Raw genomic sequence first — 18,470 nt, 5'->3', positions numbered from 1 at the left:
GCCGGCCACCGGCAGGCCTGTCGGCGACCGAGAAATCACTCCCGCCCCTGCCTGTCCTGACGGGCGGTGCGACCGCGGGAACGCATGCCGCGCGAGTGTAACGCCGGACCCGCGGGGCGGGTTCGGGTCGGTGCGCGATCGGCCCGGACCGACGGGTGACGTGGTGTCAGCGAGCCAGGCGTCCCAGGAGCGAGGAGGCCGCGGCGATGCCCAGTACGGCGGCGGCCACCAGGACGGTGAAGTCCTCAGCCAGATGGGCGTGGGTTCCCAGGAGCAGGCCGCGGAGGGCATCGACCTGGTAGCTCAGGGGGTTGATCCTGCTGACCGTCTGGAGCCAGCCGGGCATGATCGCCACCGGGTAGAGAGCATTGGAGGCGAAGAACAACGGCATGGTGATGGCCTGGCCGATGCCCATCAGGCGGTCGCGGGTGAGCACGATCCCGGCAATCGTCATGGACAGGCAGGAGAAGAAGGCCGAGCCGAGGATCACCGCGACAGCGACGGCCAGGAGCCGTAGAGGGTTCCAGGTCATGGCCACCCCGAGCAGTGCGGCGATGACGATCACCACGACGGCCTGGATCAGCGCCTTCACCCCGGCGGCGAAGGCCTTCCCGGCGATCAGGGCGGAGCGTGGGGTCGGTGTCACCAGCAGCTTGGTGAGGATGCCGGCGTCCCGCTCCCAAATGATCATGATGCCGTAGAAGATCGCGATGAACATGGCCGACTGGGCGATGATGCCGGGCGCCAGATAGTCGATGTACGGGGTGCCGCCGGTCGGGATGGCCTTGATACGGGTGAAGGTCTCGCCGAAGACCAGGAGCCACAGGGCGGGCTGGACGGCGCGGGTGTAGAGCTCCGTCCGGTCGTGGCGCAGCTTCTGCAGTTCGACCACGCACATCGCGACGATTCTGGCGGGCAGCACCCGCCAGCCGGTGCGGGCACGCGGCGGTACCAGCAGCAGGTCCAGGCGGCCGGGACCGGTGGCCGGTTCAGCCGACGCGGTGTGCGGTGCGGCGGGTGCTTCGGACATCTCGGAAGTCTCCTGACTGCTCGTCGAGACCGCTGCCGGCGACGTCCCGGAAGACGTCCTCCAGCGTCGGCACGGCATCGGACGAGCCCGAGGGGGCCGATGAGGGAGAGGAGGAAGAGGGGGAGGGAGAGGAGGGGGATGAGTCCGATGAGGCGGCAGCCGCTGGTGCCGGGGCGGCCGAAGGGCTCGTTGCCGCGGGGTCGGCGGGCGAGGCCGCGGCCGCGCGGCGGGCACGCAGGGCGGACCGGAGCTCATCGGGGGTACCGAGGGCGCGGATCCGCCCGCGGTGCATCAGGGCGAGGCGGTCGCAGTACTGGTCGGCCTCGTCCATGTAGTGCGTGGTCACCAGGACGGTCATGCCGGTGGCCGCCCGTACGGCGTTGATGTGCTCCCAGACGCTGGTGCGGGCGATCGGGTCGAGGCCGATCGTCGGCTCGTCGAGCATCAGCAGACGGGGCGCACTGACCAGGGCCTGGGCGAGTTCGAGGCGACGGATCATACCGCCGGAGTACGTCTTCGCGAGCCGGCCGGCTGCGTCGGTGAGGCCGACGGCCTCCAGTGCCTGGGTGACGCGTGCGGCGCGCTCACGGCGCGGGACATCGAAGACCCGGGCGAACAGGGCGACGTTCTCGCGGCCGGTCAGCCCGGCATCCGCGGACAGCTGCTGCGGTACGTACCCCAGCAGCCGGCGCACCGCCATCCGCTCCTTCGCCGCGTCGTGCCCGAATACCCGCACCATGCCGGAGGGGACGGGCAGGAGGGTGGTGATACAGCGGATCGCGGTGGTCTTGCCCGCTCCGTTGGGGCCGAGCAGGCCGAAGACCTCGCCGGGGCGGACGGAGAGATCGACGCCGTCCACGGCCTTGGTCTCACCGAAGGCGTAGCGCAGGGCCCGGCAGCTCACGGCGTCGGGGGCGGTCTCGTCCGGGGCGGGGCCGGACGCCCGCTCCTGCCGTTCTTCGTCGTCGCAGGTCATATGCGCTCCGCCTCCTCGTGCAGGTGGTGGGCGAGCCTGCGCAGGGCAGGAAGGGCCGCCGGCGGCGGATCAGCCGCCGGACACCGGCCGGCGCGTCGGTCGCCGGGCCGGGGAACTCCCCTGCAGCCATGCTCCGGATTTTAGCTCCGCGGGCAGACAGTGGCCCCGGACGCGCGCGGAGCGGGCATCGAACGGCCCAGCGCCGGGAGCCGGGCCGGCCCGTGCCCTGTGGTGCCGTGTCGTGCCGTGGTCGTGTCGTGCGGCGTCGTGCCGTACGCGCGGGGAGCCCGCGCCGGTACGGTCCGCCCGGCTCAGCCGGTCGCGGGTGGCGGTGGCGGGGCCGGCGCCCCCGCCGGCGGCGCGATCTTCGCATGACCTGGTACCGGGACCGGCGCCGAGGCCGCAGCCGTGCCGGATGACAGGGTTGCCGCGGATGCCGCGGATGCCGCGCCCGGCAGGAAGGCATCGCGGCGGGCGCCCGGGTCCCAGCCGGTGTCCACGACCCGCTTCTGGAAGAGGATCGCCGCCCCCAGGAGTACGGCGCCCAGGGCCGGCATCACGAGGATGCCGGCGGTGCCGCCCGCCCTGGCGGCGGTGCCGATCAGAGTGCCGAACCAGCCGAAGTCGGCATCGCCGAACGTGGTGTTCTCCTTGCCGAACGCACCGAGCACCTTGAGCAGCAGCGCGGGCAGGAACGTGATCAGCACACCGTTCAGGAAAGCGCCCACCGCCGCACCGCGCCGGCCACCGGTGGCGTTGCCGTATACGCCGGCCGCTCCCCCGGTGAAGAAGTGCGGTACGAGCCCCGGCAGGACCAGTGCGAGACCGAGCGCCGGATGGCCCACCCAGGCCAGCAGGGCGAGGCTGACCAGGCCGCCGGCGAAGCTGGCGAGAAAGCCGATGAGCACCGCGTTCTGCGCGTACGGGAAGACGATCGGGGCGTCCAGGGACGGCACCGCGCCCGGTACGAGCTTGCCCGCGATGCCCTGGAACGCGGGGACCAGTTCGCCCAGGATCGTCCGGACGCCGAAGAGGATCACCGCGACCGCGATCCCGAACTGCAGGCCCTGCATGACGGACTGCATGACGTAGTTGCCGAGGTCGCCGGCCGCGCTGCCGCCGCCCGCCGCGAACGACTTGAACGCCGTCGCCCGGCCCACTCGCGCCAGGTAGGCCAGCGACATGATGACGTAGATCAGCACCATGGACAGCGCCGTGGCGACCATCGAGTCCCGCAGAAAGCGCAGGCCCTCGGGCAGCTTCATGTCCTCCGTACTGCGGCTGCGCTTGCCGACGAGTTGTCCGGCGGCGCCCGCGACGACGTAGCCGGCGGTGCCGAAGTGGCCGATGGCGATGCTGTTGTTGCCGGTGATGCGCTTGGTCCAGGGGTGCGCGAACGCCGGCATCGCGACCAGCAGGATGCCCAGCAGCAGTCCGCCGACGACCACCACGCTCACCGAGGAGCGGCCGGAAGGGGCCAGGACTATGGTCAGCAAGGTGGCCATGAACAGCATGTGGTGGCCGGTCAGGAACACATACCGCAGTGGGGTGAAGCGGGCCAGCATCAAGGCGACCGCAAAGCCGAGGATCATCAGCCAGGCGACGCGGGCGCCGAACCGCGCCTGGGCGATGCCGACGATCGCCTCGTTGGTCGGGATCACCCCATGCGCCCCGGTCGCCCCGTGGATCATGCCGCCCAGCGGGCCGAGAGAGCTGACCACCAGCCCCGCCCCGGCGCCGATCAGCAGAAAGCCGAGCGTCGCCTTGATCGCACCTCCGACCACCTGACCTGCGGTCTTCTTCAGCGCGATCAGACCGGCCGCCGTGATCAGGCCGACCAGATACGCGGGTTGGCTGAGGATCTCGTTCACGAGAAACGTGGCGAGGGGTATGAGCCAGTCCATGGGGCGGTCCGTCCTCCCGTGCTCAGTGGCCGTGCTCAGTGGCGGCGGTCAGTTGCCGTGCTCACACGTCATAGGTGTCGCGGAGGATGCGGTCGACCTCGGGACCACTGGTGAAGTCCTCCACGACCTTTACCGGTACGCCGACCTCCCCCAGCGTCCTGGCGATCTCCCGGGAGGTGAGGATCGCGACGGCCTCGGACGCCTTGCCCTTGGCCGAGATGGTGTCGGTCGCCTCCACCGTCACATGGCGGGACCAGCCCCAGCGGTCGAGCACCTGCTCCAGCGTGTTCTTCAGGAACAGACTGGTGCCCACGCCGTTGCCGCACACCGTGAGGATCTTGTGTACCGCCCGCGGGGCGACTCCGGGCTGCTCACGTACGGCACCTTCGGGTACGGCCTCGCCGGGGACGGACCGTTCGCGCACAGCCTCGCCCGGTACGGACGGCTCCGGTACGACATCCTCGCCCCGCAACCGGTCATCGCCATCGGCTTCGCCCTCGCCCTCCGGCCCGGCCAGCACCGCATGCAGCCCGTCCGGACCGGCAGCGTCCTGCAGAGCCTGCGCGGTCGCCGGATCGGCGAGCAACCGCGCGAGTGCGGCCATCGCCGCCGTATGCGCCCCGGAGTCCTCGGCGGCGAGTCCCACGACCAGCTGCACCGGGTCATTCGACTCATGACCGAACTCCACCGGCTGCGCCAGGCGGACCCAGGACATCCCGGTCCGGCGCACGGCGGGCGAGGGACGGGCGTGGGCGAACGCGAAGCCCGGCGCAATGACGAGGTACGGCCCGTTCTCCTCGACATTGCGGATCATCTCCGCGGTGTAGGCCTCGGTGGTGGCACCCGTCTCCACCAGCAGCTCACCGGCCGTACGTATCGCTTCCCGCCAGTCCGCCACCCGGACATCGAGGCGTACGGCCGCCTGCGGGAGAAGATCATTCAGCGCTGCCATGGCAGGGGACTCTACCTATGCGCCAGGTGGCCGCGCACGAGTGCGGAAGCAGGAATTCCGAGGGATTTCCCCGGAACTCCCGTCCTGGTAAACGGCCTTGACAGTCACGTGTGGGCCAAGAAGCCTGTTCTTCCGGCAGTTGCCGGATGTCGGGGGATACCGGGGGAATCGGGGGACTCATGACGAGGTACACCTCTGCGCACACGACGACGAACCGGACAGCGGCGGACACGGCCGCACCACCGGCACACGGCGAGAGCCGGACCGCCCCCACCCAACCCCCGGCACAGCCGGCACGGAGACCGCGCTTCAGCAGCCGGGCCGCCGTCCTGGGCGCGGCGGCACTCGCTCTCTCACTGTCGCTTACGGCCTGTTCCTCTTCCTCACCTCCGGACGGGGAAGGCAAGGGACCGGCGGACGGCCCCAACAGCTCTGCACCCGGTTCGGCGTACTCCCCCAGCCCGACACCGGCCGTCGCCCCGGCCGCCTACCGCCGTGCGCTGGCCGAAGCTCTCGGGCCGCTCGACAGCGCCCTGCGCGCGGTCGACGGCGCGCAGGACGGCGGGCCGCTGAACAAGGCCCTGGACACGGCAGCAGCCAAGGCGGACACCGCCGCCCGCGCCCTGCAAGCAACCACCACACCGAACGACGCCCTTACCGGCAACGGTCAACTTGCCTCCTCGCTCAGTGCTTTGGCGCAGGACCTGCGAAGCGCCCGTGGCAGCGCCGGCCGCTGTTCCGCCTCACCGCGCGTCGCACTGGGCAGGGCCCTGAGCCCGCAGCGCGTCGAGCAGTCCGGGCGCGCGCTCACCGCACTGGGCTACGACGCCACACTGCGTCTGCCGCGTACGGAGCGGACCCGGCACCGGCGGCTGGCGAACGGTGCGTTCCTTCGCGACGGCAGCCGGGGCGGCCTGGGTCGGCTGACCATCAAGAACGGCACCGGCACCGATGCGGTGATGACGCTGACCCGCGGCACCCGGACGGCGTTCTCCGTGTACGTGCGCAGCGGTTCCGAGGCAACCGTACGCAGCGTCAACAGCGGTTCCTACACGGTGTACTTCACCACCGGCGAGGACTGGAACGGCACGAAGAGCTCCTTCACCCGCGAGTGCCGCTTCGAGAAGTTCGACGACAGGGCGACCTTCCGGACGGTGCGGGTGGCGGGCGGAACGCAGTACACGGTGCTGACGTTCAGCCTGAACAAGGTGCTCGGCGGAAATGCCGGCACGAGTGCGGTGCCGCCGGGCGAGTTCCCGTCGTAGCGGTGGCCGAGGCCATGAACCGTGCCCCGGAAGCAGTGCCCCAGGAGGGTGTCCGACGAAGAGACGACCCGGAAGGGATGACCAGGAAGGGGCGACCGGGAAGGGATGACCAGGAAGGGGCGACCGGGAAGGGGCGACCCGCAAGAGAAGCGCCACAGCGACTCGGTAGGGTGCGCCCCGTGGGCGACAGTACGTGGTGGACTCTGGCGATCGCGGCGGTGACCGGCGGCACGGCGGTGCTCGCCAGTTGGGTTACGAGCCGCGGCAGCGCCCAGGCCGCGAGGATTCAGGGCGAGATCTCCGCACGCTCACAGCGCGCCGAGCGGCTGCGGGAGAGCCGGCGCACCGCCTACCTGGATCTGATCGAACAGACCCACCGGATGGGCGAGTTGTTCTGGGAGATCTCCGCGACACTGCGGTTGCCGGGCTCCGATGCCCGTACCGCCGCACTCGACGAGCTGCGGGACCGCGAGGTCGCCGAGTACGCGAAGATCCGGCGCTGCGCCCGTGTCGTCGAGCTGGAAGGCCCGCCCCCGGCCGCCGCGGCCGCACTCGCCCTCCAGAAGGCGACGGGCCCCTTCTACACGGCCCTCACGGACGCCCCGCCCGGCGACACCGATCGCCACGACGCCTTCAACGCCGCCTACCGCCCTTTCTGGGCGGCTCTGGAGGACTTCGTGGAGGCGGCGCGCACGGCCCACCAGACGGACTGAGCCGCCCGAGCGGACGGCCCCGGAGAAGAGTCTCGGCATGGACACCTACCGTACGAACCCCGACCGTTCAGCCGGCCGTCGTCTGACTGGCGTCTGACCGCCGCGGTGAGGGACGGCCTGTGGACGGGGGCCCCTGCGCAAACTCACCGCCCATGCTGGAGAAGCCCCTCGGTGAAGTCCTCGGTAGCCGGTGCGTGCCGTGAGGTATAAGGGCACTTCCAGTCCTCCTCCGTGAACCGGCCGGAGAAGTGCCGTGCGGGCTGCTCGTATTCGTACTCGATGAAACTCGGATTGACGGAACCGTTGTTCTTGGCCTCACGTCTGCGGATCGCGTCCTGCATCGAGTAGAAATTCTCGCCGAGGAACATGAACTGTGCGAGGGAATTGAAGGCGATTGCCGAGGTCGTGAAGCGCCGGCTCGCCCGGGACGAACCGGGGTGCATCCCCACGACGAAGAAGGCGTGCCCGCCCGCATGGAAGCCGAAATTGGGCCGGTCGGGGTCGGAGGACGCGCCCGTGTCCAGGCCGAAGGTCCGGCTGTCGAGGTCGTGCATGAGTTGCAGATGCCGCCAGATGAGCTCCTCGTAGGCGCGTTCGTCCACCATTCCTGGCTCGTCGAACGTCGCGACAAACGTACGGAAGCTCTGACCGGACAGCAGCGGACGGACCGCCTCGACGTACTCCACGAGGTCGCGGTGATTTTCCGCCGCCGAGGCCTCGTCGCCCATTCTTCGGTAGTGCCGGTGCGTGAGGGCGCGGCGCTTCACTGCGGCGCGTGCGCCGAGACAGCTGAACTCCCGCGTCTGAATGAATCGTTCCAGTTCGGTGCGTATCGCAGTGCCGGGTTCATTCATCGTCAGACCTTGGCTTGATCCAATGCTGGCCCCATGACAGTGCGGGGTCCAGGCGCGGCCGGCAAGGCACAAACAGGACGAAGATCGAAGGACGAAGATCGAAGGACAGAGGGCGAAGGACAGAGGGCGAAGGAGAAACGGCGAGGGCAAAGGGCCAAAAACGGAAGGGGCTCAGGCGATGCGGTTCACCGGCGGGGGGAGTGTGGTGGCGGCCGAAGCCGCCACCACAGGTACGTACGCGGTATGCCGTACGGACCAAGATGTCGCCGAGGCCCACTACGGAAGCGTGAAGAAGATCATCGGGTTGTGGTCGCTGTCCCGTACCGGCTCGTCGAGCCCCAATTCCTTCTTGACGGCAGCCAGTTGTCGGGTTACCTGAGGCGCCTTCGCCGTGGACGGCGTGAAGAACTCGATGTTCTGCTCGGCCAGCCACTTCACGATGACCGACCCTTCGCTGAACGGCTTGGGGCGCCGGCCGTGGAACACGTCGTGGACGCTGGTGGGCGTCCGCGGAGGGACGGCGGGGAACAGGTTCTCGATGTACCAGTGGGCAAAACGAGACCCGTGGTCCGCGTCGATGAAGAGGTAGTCCGTCTCGGCAGGGATCTTCTCCGGGTGCTGCTGGATGTCCCCCTTCGTGAACGTCCAGCGGTCCGCGGAGAGTTCGGCAGGCACATTGCGTACCACGTTGTCGACGATGTCGAACGAGTGCAGATGGCCGATCCCGTTGTCACGGAGGGCGCTGAGGATCCACATCGTGGACCAGCCGTAGAAGGTCCCGACCTCCACCACGACTTCGGGGCGCACATCGCGGAGGAGCAGATACGTGATCTCCGCCTCGTAGTCGTCGAGCTGCGCCTTCATCGACTTTCCACGGTCCCGGAGAAACTTCCGCTGCGCGTCACGCACCACCCGCAGGTCGTCCTGGTACTTCGCATACAGACCGCTGACGTGCTCGACAGTTATGGCTTCCATTTTTCCTCCACCGGGATATTGCGTACTGATGAGAACGGACACTGATGCGGGAGATGCCAAGCGTGTTGGGGCCGCAAGGGGTGCGGGAGGCGCAAAAGGTGCGGGGGATGAGGAGGACGCACCGGGGGGGGAGGGAAGGACGCAGGGGACGCCGCAGACAAGGGGCAGGAGCGTCATACCGCCTCGTGGCGGACCGGTGGAGGCGCGTACTCCGCTCGCCGAAAGACGGTGAGCAGCGCTCTTTGCACCATGACGCGTGCCGCCCGGGGGCGGCGAAGAGAGACCGGGGCGACGCCGAAGCCGGTGCGGCACCGAAGCCGGGCCTTGCACAGGGGGCAACGCCGGCGGGCCCGGACGCGGTTCCGACGGGCATCGAGCCAAGGTCGCCGCCATGGAGGGTGGAGTCGCCGGGACGGCATGGCAGGCTCTCCCGCAGGGGTCCCCTCCCCCACCTCGCAGCGCGCATAGCCGCCGTTCCCCCGCTCCTTGCCCCGACCGAGAACCACCCTAGTTTTTACAGCCGGTCACAACATCACGCTCAAGAACCATTGCCGCGTAGCTCTCAGGTATGAGGGGCCCCCAGGAAGGCGGCCGACGCGGCCGCGCGCCCTCTCCCCTACGGCTGCCGCAAACCCGCCCGCCATGCCGCGGTCACGGGCACAGGCGAGGACACCGGAGAGGGCACGCTTACAGGCGCGGGAATCAACGCTCGGTGAACATTCCGGCGCGGAGCTTGGACAGCGTACGGGTGAGCAGCCGGGAGACATGCATCTGGGAGACCCCGAGCTCGGCACCGATCTGCGACTGGGTCATCTCCTGGCCGAAGCGCAGCTCGATCAGGCGTCGTTCACGTGCGTCGAGCGTCTCGAGCAGCGGAGCCAGCACATGCAGGTCTTCGACGGCCTCCAGCGCCGGGTCGTTGTCCCCCAGCACATCGACGAGGGTGCGGCGCTGCTCGGACGGGTCCGGGTCGGCGGGGGTGTCGAGCGAGCCGGCGGTGTAGCCGTTGGCGGCGACGATGCCCTCGATGACCTCGTCCTCCGACAGGTCGAGATGGGCGGCCAGTTCACGGACGGTGGGGTCGCGGTCGAGGGTGGCAGCAAGGTGCTCCTTGGCCTTGGCCAGGTCGCTGCGCAGTTCCTGGAGGCGGCGGGGCACGTGGACCGCCCAGCCGGTGTCGCGGAAGAACCGCTTGATCTCCCCGAGGATGTAGGGAACGGCGAAGGTGGAGAACTCCACCTCACGCGAGAGCTCGAACCGGTCGATGGCCTTGATCAGACCGATCGTGCCCACCTGGATGACGTCTTCCATGTCATCGCCGCGGTTGCGGTAGCGACGGGCGACGTAGCGCACCATCGACATGTTCATCTCGATGAGGGTGTTGCGGGCGTACTGGTACTCGTGCGTCCCCTCCTCGAGGACCTGAAGCCGCTCGAAGAACTGCTTCGACAACTCCTTCGCGTCGCGCGGGGCCACCTTCTGCGGTTGCGTCACCTCCGGCAGTACGGAGTCCGTGTCGGCATCCCGCTGCCCGGTCGTGGTCCCGCTCACGATGGTGGTCATCTCGCCTTCCCGCGCGCCCGGCACCCGCGGACGCTGCAGCGGGCGCCTACCCCGATCCCATGCCTGCATGCCTCCGAACCGGAATCAGATGCTCTCAACTTCCAGGCGCATGAGGTGCGTGGCACCGCGGGCCCCCGCAGGAGCCGACGGCACTCCCCGTATCCCGCCGGATCCCGCCGCCCCCGTACTCCACTCCGTCGTTTGACGGGGCAGGGCGGGGGCACGCGACAAGTGCCGCCAACGGAAGGACCTCACAATGAGTGCCAGCGAAAAGGTCAAGGCCATCGCCGAGCAGACCATCGGAAAGGTCAAGAAGGAAGCGGGACGCGCGGTCGGTAACGAGAGCGCCACTGCCGAGGGCTCCGCAGAGGAATCCCGGGGAGATCTCCGCGGAGCGAAGGAGAAGGCCAAGGACGCCTTCAAGAAGTAACCAGGCACGCACCACGCGGGAGGGCCACTGCTTTTACGCCGTGGCCCTCCCGCACGTCCGGATATCCCCACCCCTCCTCTACGTCCGGATGTCCTCCTCCCTTTCGCTGATTTCGCTGCCGGCATCGGACCGAACCGGGCCGGCATCACTTCTGACCGAGCATTCCCTTGCGGAGCTGCTTGATGATGCGGGCAAGCAGGCGCGAGACGTGCATCTGGGAGACGCCGAGTACGGCTCCGATCTGGGCCTGCGTCATCTCCTGGCCGAAGCGCAGCTGGATGATGAGGCGGTCGCGGTCGCTGAGCAGCTTCAGGAGTGCGGTCAGGGTGCACCGGTCCTCGACGTACTCCGTGGCGGGGTCGGCCGCGGCAAGGACGTCGGCGAAGGAGGGACCGCCGCCCTCCGGCGCCGCATCGCCGTCGCAGGACACGTTCAAGGAGATGGCCGAGTAGCCGTTGGAGGCCGTGATGCCCTCGATGATCTCCTCTTCGGTGAGCTGCAGGTGCCCGGCCAGCTCTTTGACGGTGGGTTCCCGGTCCAGGAGCGTCGACAGCTCCTCCGTCGCCCGGGTCAGATCGGCGCGGAGCTCCTGCAGGCGCCGGGGGACGTGGACGGCCCAGCTGGTGTCGCGGAAGAACCGCTTGATCTCCCCGAGGATGTGGGGGATGGCGAAGGCCGCGAACTCCGTGCGGCGTGAGCGGTCGAACCGGTCGATGGCCTTGATCAGACCGATCGTGCCCACCTGGACGATGTCCTCGAGCTGGTCACCGTGACTTCTGTACCGCGAGGCCACATAGCGCACCAAGGAAAGGTTCATCTCGATGAGCGTATTGCGGGTGTACTGATACTCGGGAGTGCCTTCTTCGAGCTCCCCGAGCCGATCGAAGAACAGCGGCGACAAAGCCTTGGCGTCATGGGGAGCAACGCTCCTGGCATCCTCGATGGGAGGAAGCGTGGTGGAAGTTTCTCCGGCGCGCGGCGACAGCCCGTCACAGGCCCTCTGCAGCTCCCTGTCCGATACGTCCTCGAAAACCGCGTTCATGATTCACCTCCGGAATTCAGGTCGTTTGAGCACGCCCCTTTCCCGAGGCTGCGGTTCTTATGCAGGCCGGCCGCACAATCACCCCGCGGAGTGGCGCAGCCGGTGTACCGGAGGAGCCATCCGCGAATTTCCCCGTCCGAGCAGGACACGTCGGCCGGAAATTCCGCTGACCCCATCGGCCGGATCAGGTGCCCCAGCTCTGTGTGTATCCCTCCCGCAACGCTCCACCGATCAGATCGAGGACCTGTTGTACCGCAGCCACCATGGGCATCGGATCGGCGTGTTCGGCGACGGCCTGCTGGCCGTCCAACAAGGCCCTTCCTCGCGCCGGGTCCGCGCTCAGCAGTCTGCGGGGTAGCCATTTGCCGATCCCCGTCCATGCACCGTGGTAAGCGGTGACGAGGTGCGTCGCCTCGCGCAGGGCGTGGTCGGCCAGGGAAAGCTGTTCGTACCGGTTGGCCGGTGGGGTGTCGGCAAGGTCGTCCAGGTAACAGGTAAGGATGTAGCGACCGCGTTCCCACTCTTCCGGAGTGAGCGGGGGAGGTCCGGCCGCGATGACCGCTCGGGCCCGTTCGCGCGTACGGGCCACATGGCCATGGGGGTCGGTCAGCATCAGGCCCTGGTCATAGAGGAAAAGGACCGTGCCCCGGCGGCGGGCTCTGTCCCATGCGAAGAACGCGGGTATGTCCGTGACGGTGTGCAGGAACAACTCGGCCAGGAATCCGTCGTGACGGATCACTTCCCGGCGGCTGGTGTCCCCGTCCGGGAGGAGGACGGCGATGTCCAGGTCGCTGGTCGGGGTCGCCCGGCCCTGAGCAGCGGACCCTCCGAGCAGGGCGCCCACAGCGTGCGGAAAACGCTCGGTGACCAAACGTAAAGCGCGGTCCTCAACGGTCTCTTGGTCATTCATGGGCGTTCATCGTGCCGGCCCCACCCATCGGTCGCCAGGCGCTGTCCGCCGGTGGGTGCAGGTCCGGCCCACCGGCGGACAGCGGCTTCACCCATGAAACCGTCCAGGCTCGTGGCCGCACTGATCAGCGCGAGGTGGGTGAATGCCTGGGGGAAGTTCCCCAGGTGGTCGCCCGTCATTCCGATCTGCTCCGCATACAGACCGAGGTGGTTGGCGTAGGTGAACATCTTCTCCAGTGCCACCCTGGCCTCGTCGGTCCGACCCGTGCGGGCCAGTGCCTCGACCCACCAGAAAGAGCAGATCGAGAAGGTGCCCTCGGTTCCGTCCAGGCCGTCGGGAGACTCCTTCGGGTCATAGCGGAATACCAGGCTGTCCGTGACGAGACCCTTACTGATCGCGTGCACGGTGGAGCGGAATCGCGGGTCCTTGGGCGACAGGAATTTGACCATCGGCAGCACCAGGAGCGACGCGTCCAGGATGCCCTCGGGTGGCTCTTCCGGGTCGCCGCTGAGGCGTTGGACAAAGGTCTGATCCTGGGCGCTCCACCCTTCGTTCATGATCTGGTGGTAGATCTTGTCGCGTTCCGACATCCAGCGCCCCACGTCACCCGGCAAGCCGCGCTGGCGGGCCATTCTGATCATTCGCTCCACCGCTACCCAGCACATCACCCGTGAATAGGTATGACGCTGCTGTCCGGCGCGGGTCTCCCAGATTCCCGCATCGGGACCGTCCCAGTGCTCCAGGAGCCAGTCGAGGATGGCGCACAGATCCCTCCAGCTCTCGTGGGAAATGCCGTCGCCGTGCTTGTTGAACAGATAGATGGAGTCGAACAGTTCACCGTAGATGTCCAGCTGGAGCTGGTCCGCCGCGCCGTTCCCCACACGGACGGGAGCAGACCCGCGGTAGCCCTCCCAGTGGTCGAGGACCTGCTCGGGCAGCGCGGCATCCCCGTCGATGGAATAGAGCACCCGTAGCGGGCCGCGGTCCCCGTCGCGGGGCTTGCGCAGACACTCGGTGAGCCAGCTGATGAAGGCCTGTGCTTCACGGGTGAATCCCAGCCGCAGCAGGGCATGGAGGGAAAAGGCCGCGTCGCGTATCCAGACGTAGCGATAGTCCCAATTCCTCTCACCACCGACCTGTTCGGGCAGCCCGAGGGTCGGCGCGGCGACGATGGCGCCGGTGGGCTCGTGGGTCAGCAGTTTGAGCGTCAGCGCGGAGCGGTGCACCATTTCGCGCCAGCGGCCGGTGTAGGTGGACTGGCTCAGCCACTGGCGCCAGAACCGTACGGTGGACTGGAACAGTTCCTCGGCCGCCGGTGCGTCGACCAGGTCGATGGTCGGCTGGGCGCGGGTGGGTTCGGCACAGGTGGGTGCCGCGCGGGTGGGTTCTGCGCGGGTGGGTTCGGTGGACTCCAGCACGAAGAGGACCGACTGGCCTTCTGGCAGGTCGAATTCGCTGACCGCGTCCTGCCCCTCGGCGTGGAGGCTCACACTGGCCTGGAGCGAGAGTTCCCGTGTCTCGCTGGTAAAACGCACACCGTGCGGCTGGGATTCCACCTTGTGCGGATCCCGGCCGTAGTTCATCCGGGGTGCAATGACCGCTCGTATACGCGCGCTGCCCCGCACACTGACCACCCGCCGCACCAGCCGCTGCCGGTGATACCGGTCGCCCTCTGCCCGTATCGGCATGAAGTCCTGGATTTCGACGATGCCGTTCTCGGTCAGCATCCGCGTCATCAGTATGTTGATGTCGGGAAAGTAGTACTGCTGCCGCTTGGCCACCTCCCCGACGGGGCTGATGCGCCAGTGGCCGCCGTTCTGCGCGTCGAGCAGCGAACCGAAGATACTGGGCGAATCGAATCGCGGGGCACAGAACCAGCTGATCCCACCGTCGGTCCCGACCAGCGCGGCTGTCCGCAGATCGCCGATCATCCCGTGTTCTGCAATGGGGAGATAGCGCTCGCTCGCGGCGCGGTCCGCCGGCGTTTGACGGTCGCTCACGCGTCACACACCCGTCGCCGTCGTCGTCCACCTACGGACTCCCGCGAAGAGAGCCTTGGGCGGCGTGGTGCCGTCAACGGCCTTCCGCCGGAACTCCGTCACGCCGGAACTCCGCTCCGGCTGGAGAAGGCTCGCGCACTGCCGGACGGACGCTGCGTCCACGTCTGCGTCCACGTTCACGTCTGCGTCTGCGTCTGCGCCTGCCGTGTGGGCCGTGCGGTGGTCTTCCATCAACTGCCTTTCTCGCAACTGCCTTTCGCGGCCATACGGCGCTCTGCCCGCTGCTGCTCCACGGCAGGGGTGGCCACGGACGGGGGTGCGGGCAGGCCCGGGAGAGCGGAGAGCGGCTGGAGACCTTTCCCAGGACTCCTGGTCTTCCGGGGCCTTTCGGGGTCTGCCCCGGCCTTCTGGGGTCTGCCGGGGCCCCTGCCCTCCCGGAGATCCTTGGGACGCCGCCGTGTCCGGTGACACCGGCCCCCGTCATACACCGAGAGGCACCGCCGGGCCTGTTGACATCGTTTTACGCGGTTCTACGCCGACGGGTCGTTCACCGGTAGGTACGGGTCTCCTCGACGTCGACCACCGGAGCTCCTGGGGCCGGCGGCTGGACGCGTCGCCGCTTGAGGATGCTCACATAGGCCGCCAGGCCAATCACTCCGACAACCATCATGATGAGCCCGACCAGGTCGAGATTGACGCCGGACAGGTGCCAGTCCACGGCGAACGTCAAGATGGCGCCCACCGCGATCAACCCGATGCATCCTCCGATACCCATAATCATCCTCTCCCTCCAGTAGGCAAGAGCTGCTGAACTCGCGTATGCCCCGGCCGAACTCATTCATGAGTCGTGGCGGTTGCGGGTGACCGGGATCGCCCTGCCGGGCGCGGGGCCCCTGGCCGGTGCGGATGAAGGCCGTCCCCGGTGCGGATATCCGCCGTACTGCCGGCCGCAATGGACGTCAGAGGGGCAGAGTCACACGGATGGTCTTGCCGGTCTCGGTCAGGGCGATGTCGATGGTGCGGGCCAGCCGTTGCACCAGGGGCCAGCCGTATCCGCCCGTGGCGCCAGGGTCACGAGGGGCGGCAGTGGTGGGGCAGTCCTCGCTTCGGTCCTCGACCGCCAGCTCCAGATACCCTTCGACTATCCGCGCGGTGAACCCGATGAGCCCGCCGCCGTGCCGCTGGGCATTGGTGACCAGCTCCGTGGTCACCAGGAGGGCATCGACAAGGGCCAGGTCATCGACCGGGATGCCTGCATTGTGCAGCAGGTCGTGCACAAAATTGCGTGCGTCGGCCGCTCTTGCAGGTACTCCCCGCATCACGTCTTCCACCTCAATGCACCACGCCATGCCGACGGCGCCGTCTCCCTCGTCCCGCCGGCCAGGCGGGGACAGCCGGCCGGGGCCGTTCTCCCGCACGGCAGGACGGCAATACTCTCAGGCCCCGTTGCCGACGTCACGGCGGGTAGGGACGCAAGGCACACTGGTCACGCGTGCCGTGTGCCGCGCCGCGCGGCACACGAAGTGGGATGCCCGGCGGGTCTCACACCGGAGAGGACATCAGCGGGCCGGGCGGGGCGAAGGCGAGGGGAATGCTCACCGTAATGGCCTTACCGCCCGAGGTGGGAATAATGATGACGCAGTCGGTAAGTTGCTGAATCATCGGCCATCCATATCCACCGACCGCAAATTTTTCCCGCCCGACGGCCGTGACAGGTTGCCGACGACTGCGATCGGCGACGGTCACTTCCAGGCGATCGGCCACGATCCGGGCGGAGAAGCCGGAAAGGCCGTCTCCATGGCGCTGCGCATTGGTGACCAATTCCGAGGTGACCAGCAAGGCGTCAATCATGGAAATTTCATCGATGGCCGGACGGTGGGCGCTCAGTAGCTCCTGGACCTGGTCCCGAGCCTCCGCCGCTTCGCACACCGGGGCCTGCTGCGCACCCGTCACACCTCTCACCTCCCGCCTGATCCATCTCCACGCCGTGGAGTTCCACCGCGACCCAACCCGAGGGCCGCGTAGAAGGCTACTTCGACGAGAGGGTTCTCCGACGGCTGCCCCGTATCCGAGGGGTTATGCCCCACCTTCACGACGCGGCACGGGCGACCGCCGCGGAGGAGGAGCCAGTGGCTGGCCCGCCACCCCGGCGACGGTCGGCCCCTTCGGCTCTGAGCACGCCTCACACAAGAGGAAATCCACCGAAATATACCCCCACCTGATGGAGGTAGTCAGGGCTGCTCACGTGCTCGTCCCCTTCAAAGGCGGGCGCGTCCTTGATCTCTTGCCTGGTGCGGCCGACATAGACCTTCTCCTCTTCCTGGTCGATGCCGGTCACCGTGCCGGCCGGCAGCACGATGCGCCTCCCGAGGATCCAGGGGCCGGTGTCGACGACGAGGTGTGCGGAATCCACCTCATCGGAATGCTTGTCGACCTTGCCGATACTCCCGTCAACGGCTTCGACGCTGTATCCCACCAGGGTCGTGCCCGCCCGGTACCCGGAGTCGGGAAGATATCCCCAGACAGTGGAACTCATGCGAAATCCCTTCGACGCGACGCGATAGCAGGCTTTGCTCCGTCTCCGTTTCGCCCCCTGACAAAGAGGGAGGGAACGGTGACGGGCTCTTTCAGCGTGTCGGTCATCCCGACAGTGCTCTGCTGCCCCGAGCCCTGTATCCAAAACAGTGGGTGAAACGGGCCCCGGCACCCGTCGACGTCATTGATCGGCAAAGAGGGGGCGCGGGCCGGCCGTCTTTCGGCCCATGTTTGGCCCCCGCGCAGAGTCGGAAGCGACCCGCCCTTGGTCGCGCCCCCTTCTCCTCCTCCTTCGTCCCGTTCGGAGTGCCTGATGCCAACCGGATGCAGGTGCCGGCCCGGATGCGGGTGCCGGCCCGGATGCGGGTGCCCGCCCGGATGCGCATGCTCGCCCCGTTACCCGTCAGCACGTCACGTCATGTCACATCACGTCGAGAGTCCCATCAGGTCACCTCAGGTCTCATCACGTCAGGTCAGGTCTCATCACGTCGCACCGCGGCGTGGCCTTCGGCCGGGCAAGCAGGCTGCGCCGACGTCACACCGTGGCCTCACTCGAGGGCGACGAGCCGCTCACGGATATCGCGGACCAACTCGGCTTCATGCGGGAGGAGGTAGAAGTGGCCCCCGGGAAACGCGCGCGCCTCATAACGGGCCGAGGTCAGCTCCGCCCATGCCCGTACTTCGTCGGGGGCCGGCTGGGGGTCATCCGTCCCGAAGTAGGCGACGACGGGGATGTCCACGGCAGGAGCCTTGGGCTCCGCCACATACGCTTCGAGCAGCCGGTAATCCGCCCGGATCGGCGGCATGAACAGCTCACGCATCTCGGGGTCTTGCAGGAGCTCCGCCCCCGGTCCGCCGTGCCGGCCGACCGTGGCGAGCAACTTCTCATCGGTGAGGTCCCCGTCGCTGAGGCGACGCAGGAGATGGGGAGCGGCCCGGCTGGAGACGAGGAGCGCCGCCGGTCCCGCCCCGCGCCCGGCGAGCAATGCAGCGACCTCATGCGCCACGGAGGCGCCCATGCTGTGACCGAAAAATACCGTGCGGAGTGTCATCTGAGGTGCCAGCTCGTCGGCCACCCGACCGGCAAGCTCCGCCATGCTCGTGATGCCGGGTTCCGCGATGCGCTCCTCACGACCCGGATAGCACACCGCGCTCACTTCCCAATCAGCCGGGAACTTCTGCGGCCAGGAGCGGTAGAAACTCGCCGAGCCGCCGGCGTGCGGGAAACAGACGAGCCGCAGCCGCGGTGCGGCCACCGGACGGTAGGTGCGCAGCCACCGCGTGGCGGGCTGACCAGAGGAGAAAGACATACATAAAGCTT

The 18,470-nt window shown here is 68.2% G+C and carries 18 protein-coding genes; 3 read left to right on the top strand and 15 right to left on the bottom strand.

Going from position 1 to position 18,470, the window contains the following annotated elements; all coding sequences use genetic code 11:
• Positions 1–166: 166 nt before the first annotated feature.
• From CFW40_RS27220 to CFW40_RS27205, 4 genes are all read right to left on the bottom strand, one after another.
• Entirely contained in the window at positions 167–1,030 is an 864-nt protein-coding gene (locus tag CFW40_RS27220; protein ID WP_088800489.1) for an ABC transporter permease, read from the bottom strand.
• Positions 990–2,006, bottom strand: a complete 1,017-nt coding sequence (locus CFW40_RS27215) for an ATP-binding cassette domain-containing protein (RefSeq protein WP_088800488.1) — start codon at positions 2,004–2,006, stop codon at positions 990–992. Before CFW40_RS27215 ends, CFW40_RS27220 begins: the two co-directional genes overlap by 41 nt.
• A 311-nt stretch (positions 2,007–2,317) precedes the next feature.
• A complete protein-coding gene (locus CFW40_RS27210) occupies positions 2,318–3,910 on the bottom strand; it encodes a PTS ascorbate transporter subunit IIC (protein WP_088800487.1) in 1,593 nt (530 codons plus the stop codon).
• A 61-nt stretch (positions 3,911–3,971) separates the two neighbouring features.
• Positions 3,972–4,862 (bottom strand): PTS sugar transporter subunit IIA, encoded by an 891-nt coding sequence (locus CFW40_RS27205; RefSeq protein WP_088800486.1) that lies wholly within the window; start codon positions 4,860–4,862, stop codon positions 3,972–3,974.
• Positions 4,863–5,041: 179 nt separating this feature from the next.
• On the opposite strand from CFW40_RS27205, the gene CFW40_RS27200 reads away from it, so the two are divergent.
• Positions 5,042–6,127, top strand: a complete 1,086-nt coding sequence (locus CFW40_RS27200) for a hypothetical protein (protein ID WP_088800485.1) — start codon at positions 5,042–5,044, stop codon at positions 6,125–6,127.
• 179 nt (positions 6,128–6,306) lie between these two features.
• Positions 6,307–6,840 carry a hypothetical protein gene (locus CFW40_RS27195; protein ID WP_088800484.1) on the top strand — a complete coding sequence of 178 codons (534 nt, stop codon included), beginning with the start codon at positions 6,307–6,309 and terminating at the stop codon, positions 6,838–6,840.
• A 143-nt stretch (positions 6,841–6,983) separates the two neighbouring features.
• On the opposite strand, the gene gntA is transcribed toward CFW40_RS27195, so the two are convergent.
• The 3 genes from gntA to CFW40_RS27180 all read right to left on the bottom strand — a co-directional run bounded on the left by gntA (position 6,984) and on the right by CFW40_RS27180 (position 10,232).
• Positions 6,984–7,694 carry a guanitoxin biosynthesis heme-dependent pre-guanitoxin N-hydroxylase GntA gene (gntA, locus tag CFW40_RS27190; RefSeq protein ID WP_088800483.1) on the bottom strand — a complete coding sequence of 237 codons (711 nt, stop codon included), beginning with the start codon at positions 7,692–7,694 and terminating at the stop codon, positions 6,984–6,986.
• Between the two features lie 276 nt (positions 7,695–7,970).
• Positions 7,971–8,669, bottom strand: a complete 699-nt coding sequence (locus CFW40_RS27185) for a class I SAM-dependent methyltransferase (RefSeq protein ID WP_088800482.1) — start codon at positions 8,667–8,669, stop codon at positions 7,971–7,973.
• 702 nt (positions 8,670–9,371) lie between these two features.
• The gene (locus tag CFW40_RS27180; RefSeq protein WP_088800481.1) at positions 9,372–10,232 is read right to left on the bottom strand and encodes an RNA polymerase sigma factor SigF; all 861 of its coding nucleotides are present in this window, start codon (positions 10,230–10,232) and stop codon (positions 9,372–9,374) included.
• A gap of 256 nt (positions 10,233–10,488) precedes the next feature.
• Here CFW40_RS27180 and CFW40_RS27175 point away from each other — a divergent pair, with 256 nt between their 5' ends.
• Positions 10,489–10,662, top strand: coding sequence for a CsbD family protein (locus CFW40_RS27175; protein ID WP_088800480.1), 174 nt, complete (start codon positions 10,489–10,491; stop codon positions 10,660–10,662).
• Between the two features lie 145 nt (positions 10,663–10,807).
• Here CFW40_RS27175 and CFW40_RS27170 read toward each other — a convergent pair whose 3' ends face one another.
• From CFW40_RS27170 to CFW40_RS27130, 8 genes are all read right to left on the bottom strand, one after another.
• Entirely contained in the window at positions 10,808–11,704 is an 897-nt protein-coding gene (locus CFW40_RS27170) for a SigB/SigF/SigG family RNA polymerase sigma factor (RefSeq protein ID WP_088800479.1), read from the bottom strand.
• A gap of 184 nt (positions 11,705–11,888) precedes the next feature.
• On the bottom strand, positions 11,889–12,614 hold the full coding sequence (locus CFW40_RS27165) for a nucleotidyltransferase domain-containing protein (RefSeq protein ID WP_088800478.1): 726 nt from the start codon (positions 12,612–12,614) through the stop codon (positions 11,889–11,891).
• On the bottom strand, positions 12,611–14,545 hold the full coding sequence (locus CFW40_RS27160; protein ID WP_088800477.1) for a glycoside hydrolase family 15 protein: 1,935 nt from the start codon (positions 14,543–14,545) through the stop codon (positions 12,611–12,613). Before CFW40_RS27160 ends, CFW40_RS27165 begins: the two co-directional genes overlap by 4 nt.
• A gap of 616 nt (positions 14,546–15,161) precedes the next feature.
• Positions 15,162–15,389, bottom strand: coding sequence for a DUF6458 family protein (locus CFW40_RS27150; RefSeq protein ID WP_088800475.1), 228 nt, complete (start codon positions 15,387–15,389; stop codon positions 15,162–15,164).
• Positions 15,390–15,573: 184 nt separating this feature from the next.
• On the bottom strand, positions 15,574–15,933 hold the full coding sequence (locus tag CFW40_RS27145) for an ATP-binding protein (RefSeq protein WP_176956377.1): 360 nt from the start codon (positions 15,931–15,933) through the stop codon (positions 15,574–15,576).
• Between the two features lie 223 nt (positions 15,934–16,156).
• Complete coding sequence (locus CFW40_RS27140) at positions 16,157–16,567, bottom strand: ATP-binding protein (protein WP_256331274.1); 411 nt, start codon at positions 16,565–16,567, stop codon at positions 16,157–16,159.
• 229 nt (positions 16,568–16,796) lie between these two features.
• Complete coding sequence (locus tag CFW40_RS27135) at positions 16,797–17,150, bottom strand: PRC domain containing protein (protein ID WP_088800474.1); 354 nt, start codon at positions 17,148–17,150, stop codon at positions 16,797–16,799.
• Between the two features lie 547 nt (positions 17,151–17,697).
• On the bottom strand, positions 17,698–18,459 hold the full coding sequence (locus tag CFW40_RS27130) for a thioesterase II family protein (RefSeq protein ID WP_088800473.1): 762 nt from the start codon (positions 18,457–18,459) through the stop codon (positions 17,698–17,700).
• Between the last annotated feature and the right edge of the window lie 11 nt (positions 18,460–18,470).

This window comes from Streptomyces sp. 2114.4, assembly GCF_900187385.1.
GTDB classification, from domain to species: Bacteria; Actinomycetota; Actinomycetes; order Streptomycetales; family Streptomycetaceae; genus Streptomyces; species Streptomyces mooreae.
The sequence above is the reverse complement of the archived record's forward strand: the minus strand, read 5'-3'. Positions and strand labels throughout refer to the sequence as shown.

Excerpts from the sequence above, each read along its gene's own strand:
- CFW40_RS27220 (WP_088800489.1), bottom strand. The coding sequence starts at position 1,030 with ATGTCCGAAGCACCCGCCGCACCGCACACCGCGTCGGCTGAACCGGCC.
- CFW40_RS27215 (WP_088800488.1), bottom strand. The coding sequence starts at position 2,006 with ATGACCTGCGACGACGAAGAACGGCAGGAGCGGGCGTCCGGCCCCGCC.
- CFW40_RS27210 (WP_088800487.1), bottom strand. The coding sequence starts at position 3,910 with ATGGACTGGCTCATACCCCTCGCCACGTTTCTCGTGAACGAGATCCTC.
- CFW40_RS27205 (WP_088800486.1), bottom strand. The coding sequence starts at position 4,862 with ATGGCAGCGCTGAATGATCTTCTCCCGCAGGCGGCCGTACGCCTCGAT.
- CFW40_RS27200 (WP_088800485.1), top strand. The coding sequence starts at position 5,042 with ATGACGAGGTACACCTCTGCGCACACGACGACGAACCGGACAGCGGCG.
- gntA (WP_088800483.1), bottom strand. The coding sequence starts at position 7,694 with ATGAATGAACCCGGCACTGCGATACGCACCGAACTGGAACGATTCATT.
- CFW40_RS27185 (WP_088800482.1), bottom strand. The coding sequence starts at position 8,669 with ATGGAAGCCATAACTGTCGAGCACGTCAGCGGTCTGTATGCGAAGTAC.
- CFW40_RS27180 (WP_088800481.1), bottom strand. The coding sequence starts at position 10,232 with ATGACCACCATCGTGAGCGGGACCACGACCGGGCAGCGGGATGCCGAC.
- CFW40_RS27175 (WP_088800480.1), top strand. The coding sequence starts at position 10,489 with ATGAGTGCCAGCGAAAAGGTCAAGGCCATCGCCGAGCAGACCATCGGA.
- CFW40_RS27170 (WP_088800479.1), bottom strand. The coding sequence starts at position 11,704 with ATGAACGCGGTTTTCGAGGACGTATCGGACAGGGAGCTGCAGAGGGCC.
- CFW40_RS27165 (WP_088800478.1), bottom strand. The coding sequence starts at position 12,614 with ATGAATGACCAAGAGACCGTTGAGGACCGCGCTTTACGTTTGGTCACC.
- CFW40_RS27160 (WP_088800477.1), bottom strand. The coding sequence starts at position 14,545 with ATGATCGGCGATCTGCGGACAGCCGCGCTGGTCGGGACCGACGGTGGG.
- CFW40_RS27150 (WP_088800475.1), bottom strand. The coding sequence starts at position 15,389 with ATGGGTATCGGAGGATGCATCGGGTTGATCGCGGTGGGCGCCATCTTG.
- CFW40_RS27145 (WP_176956377.1), bottom strand. The coding sequence starts at position 15,933 with ATGCGGGGAGTACCTGCAAGAGCGGCCGACGCACGCAATTTTGTGCAC.
- CFW40_RS27135 (WP_088800474.1), bottom strand. The coding sequence starts at position 17,150 with ATGAGTTCCACTGTCTGGGGATATCTTCCCGACTCCGGGTACCGGGCG.
- CFW40_RS27130 (WP_088800473.1), bottom strand. The coding sequence starts at position 18,459 with ATGTCTTTCTCCTCTGGTCAGCCCGCCACGCGGTGGCTGCGCACCTAC.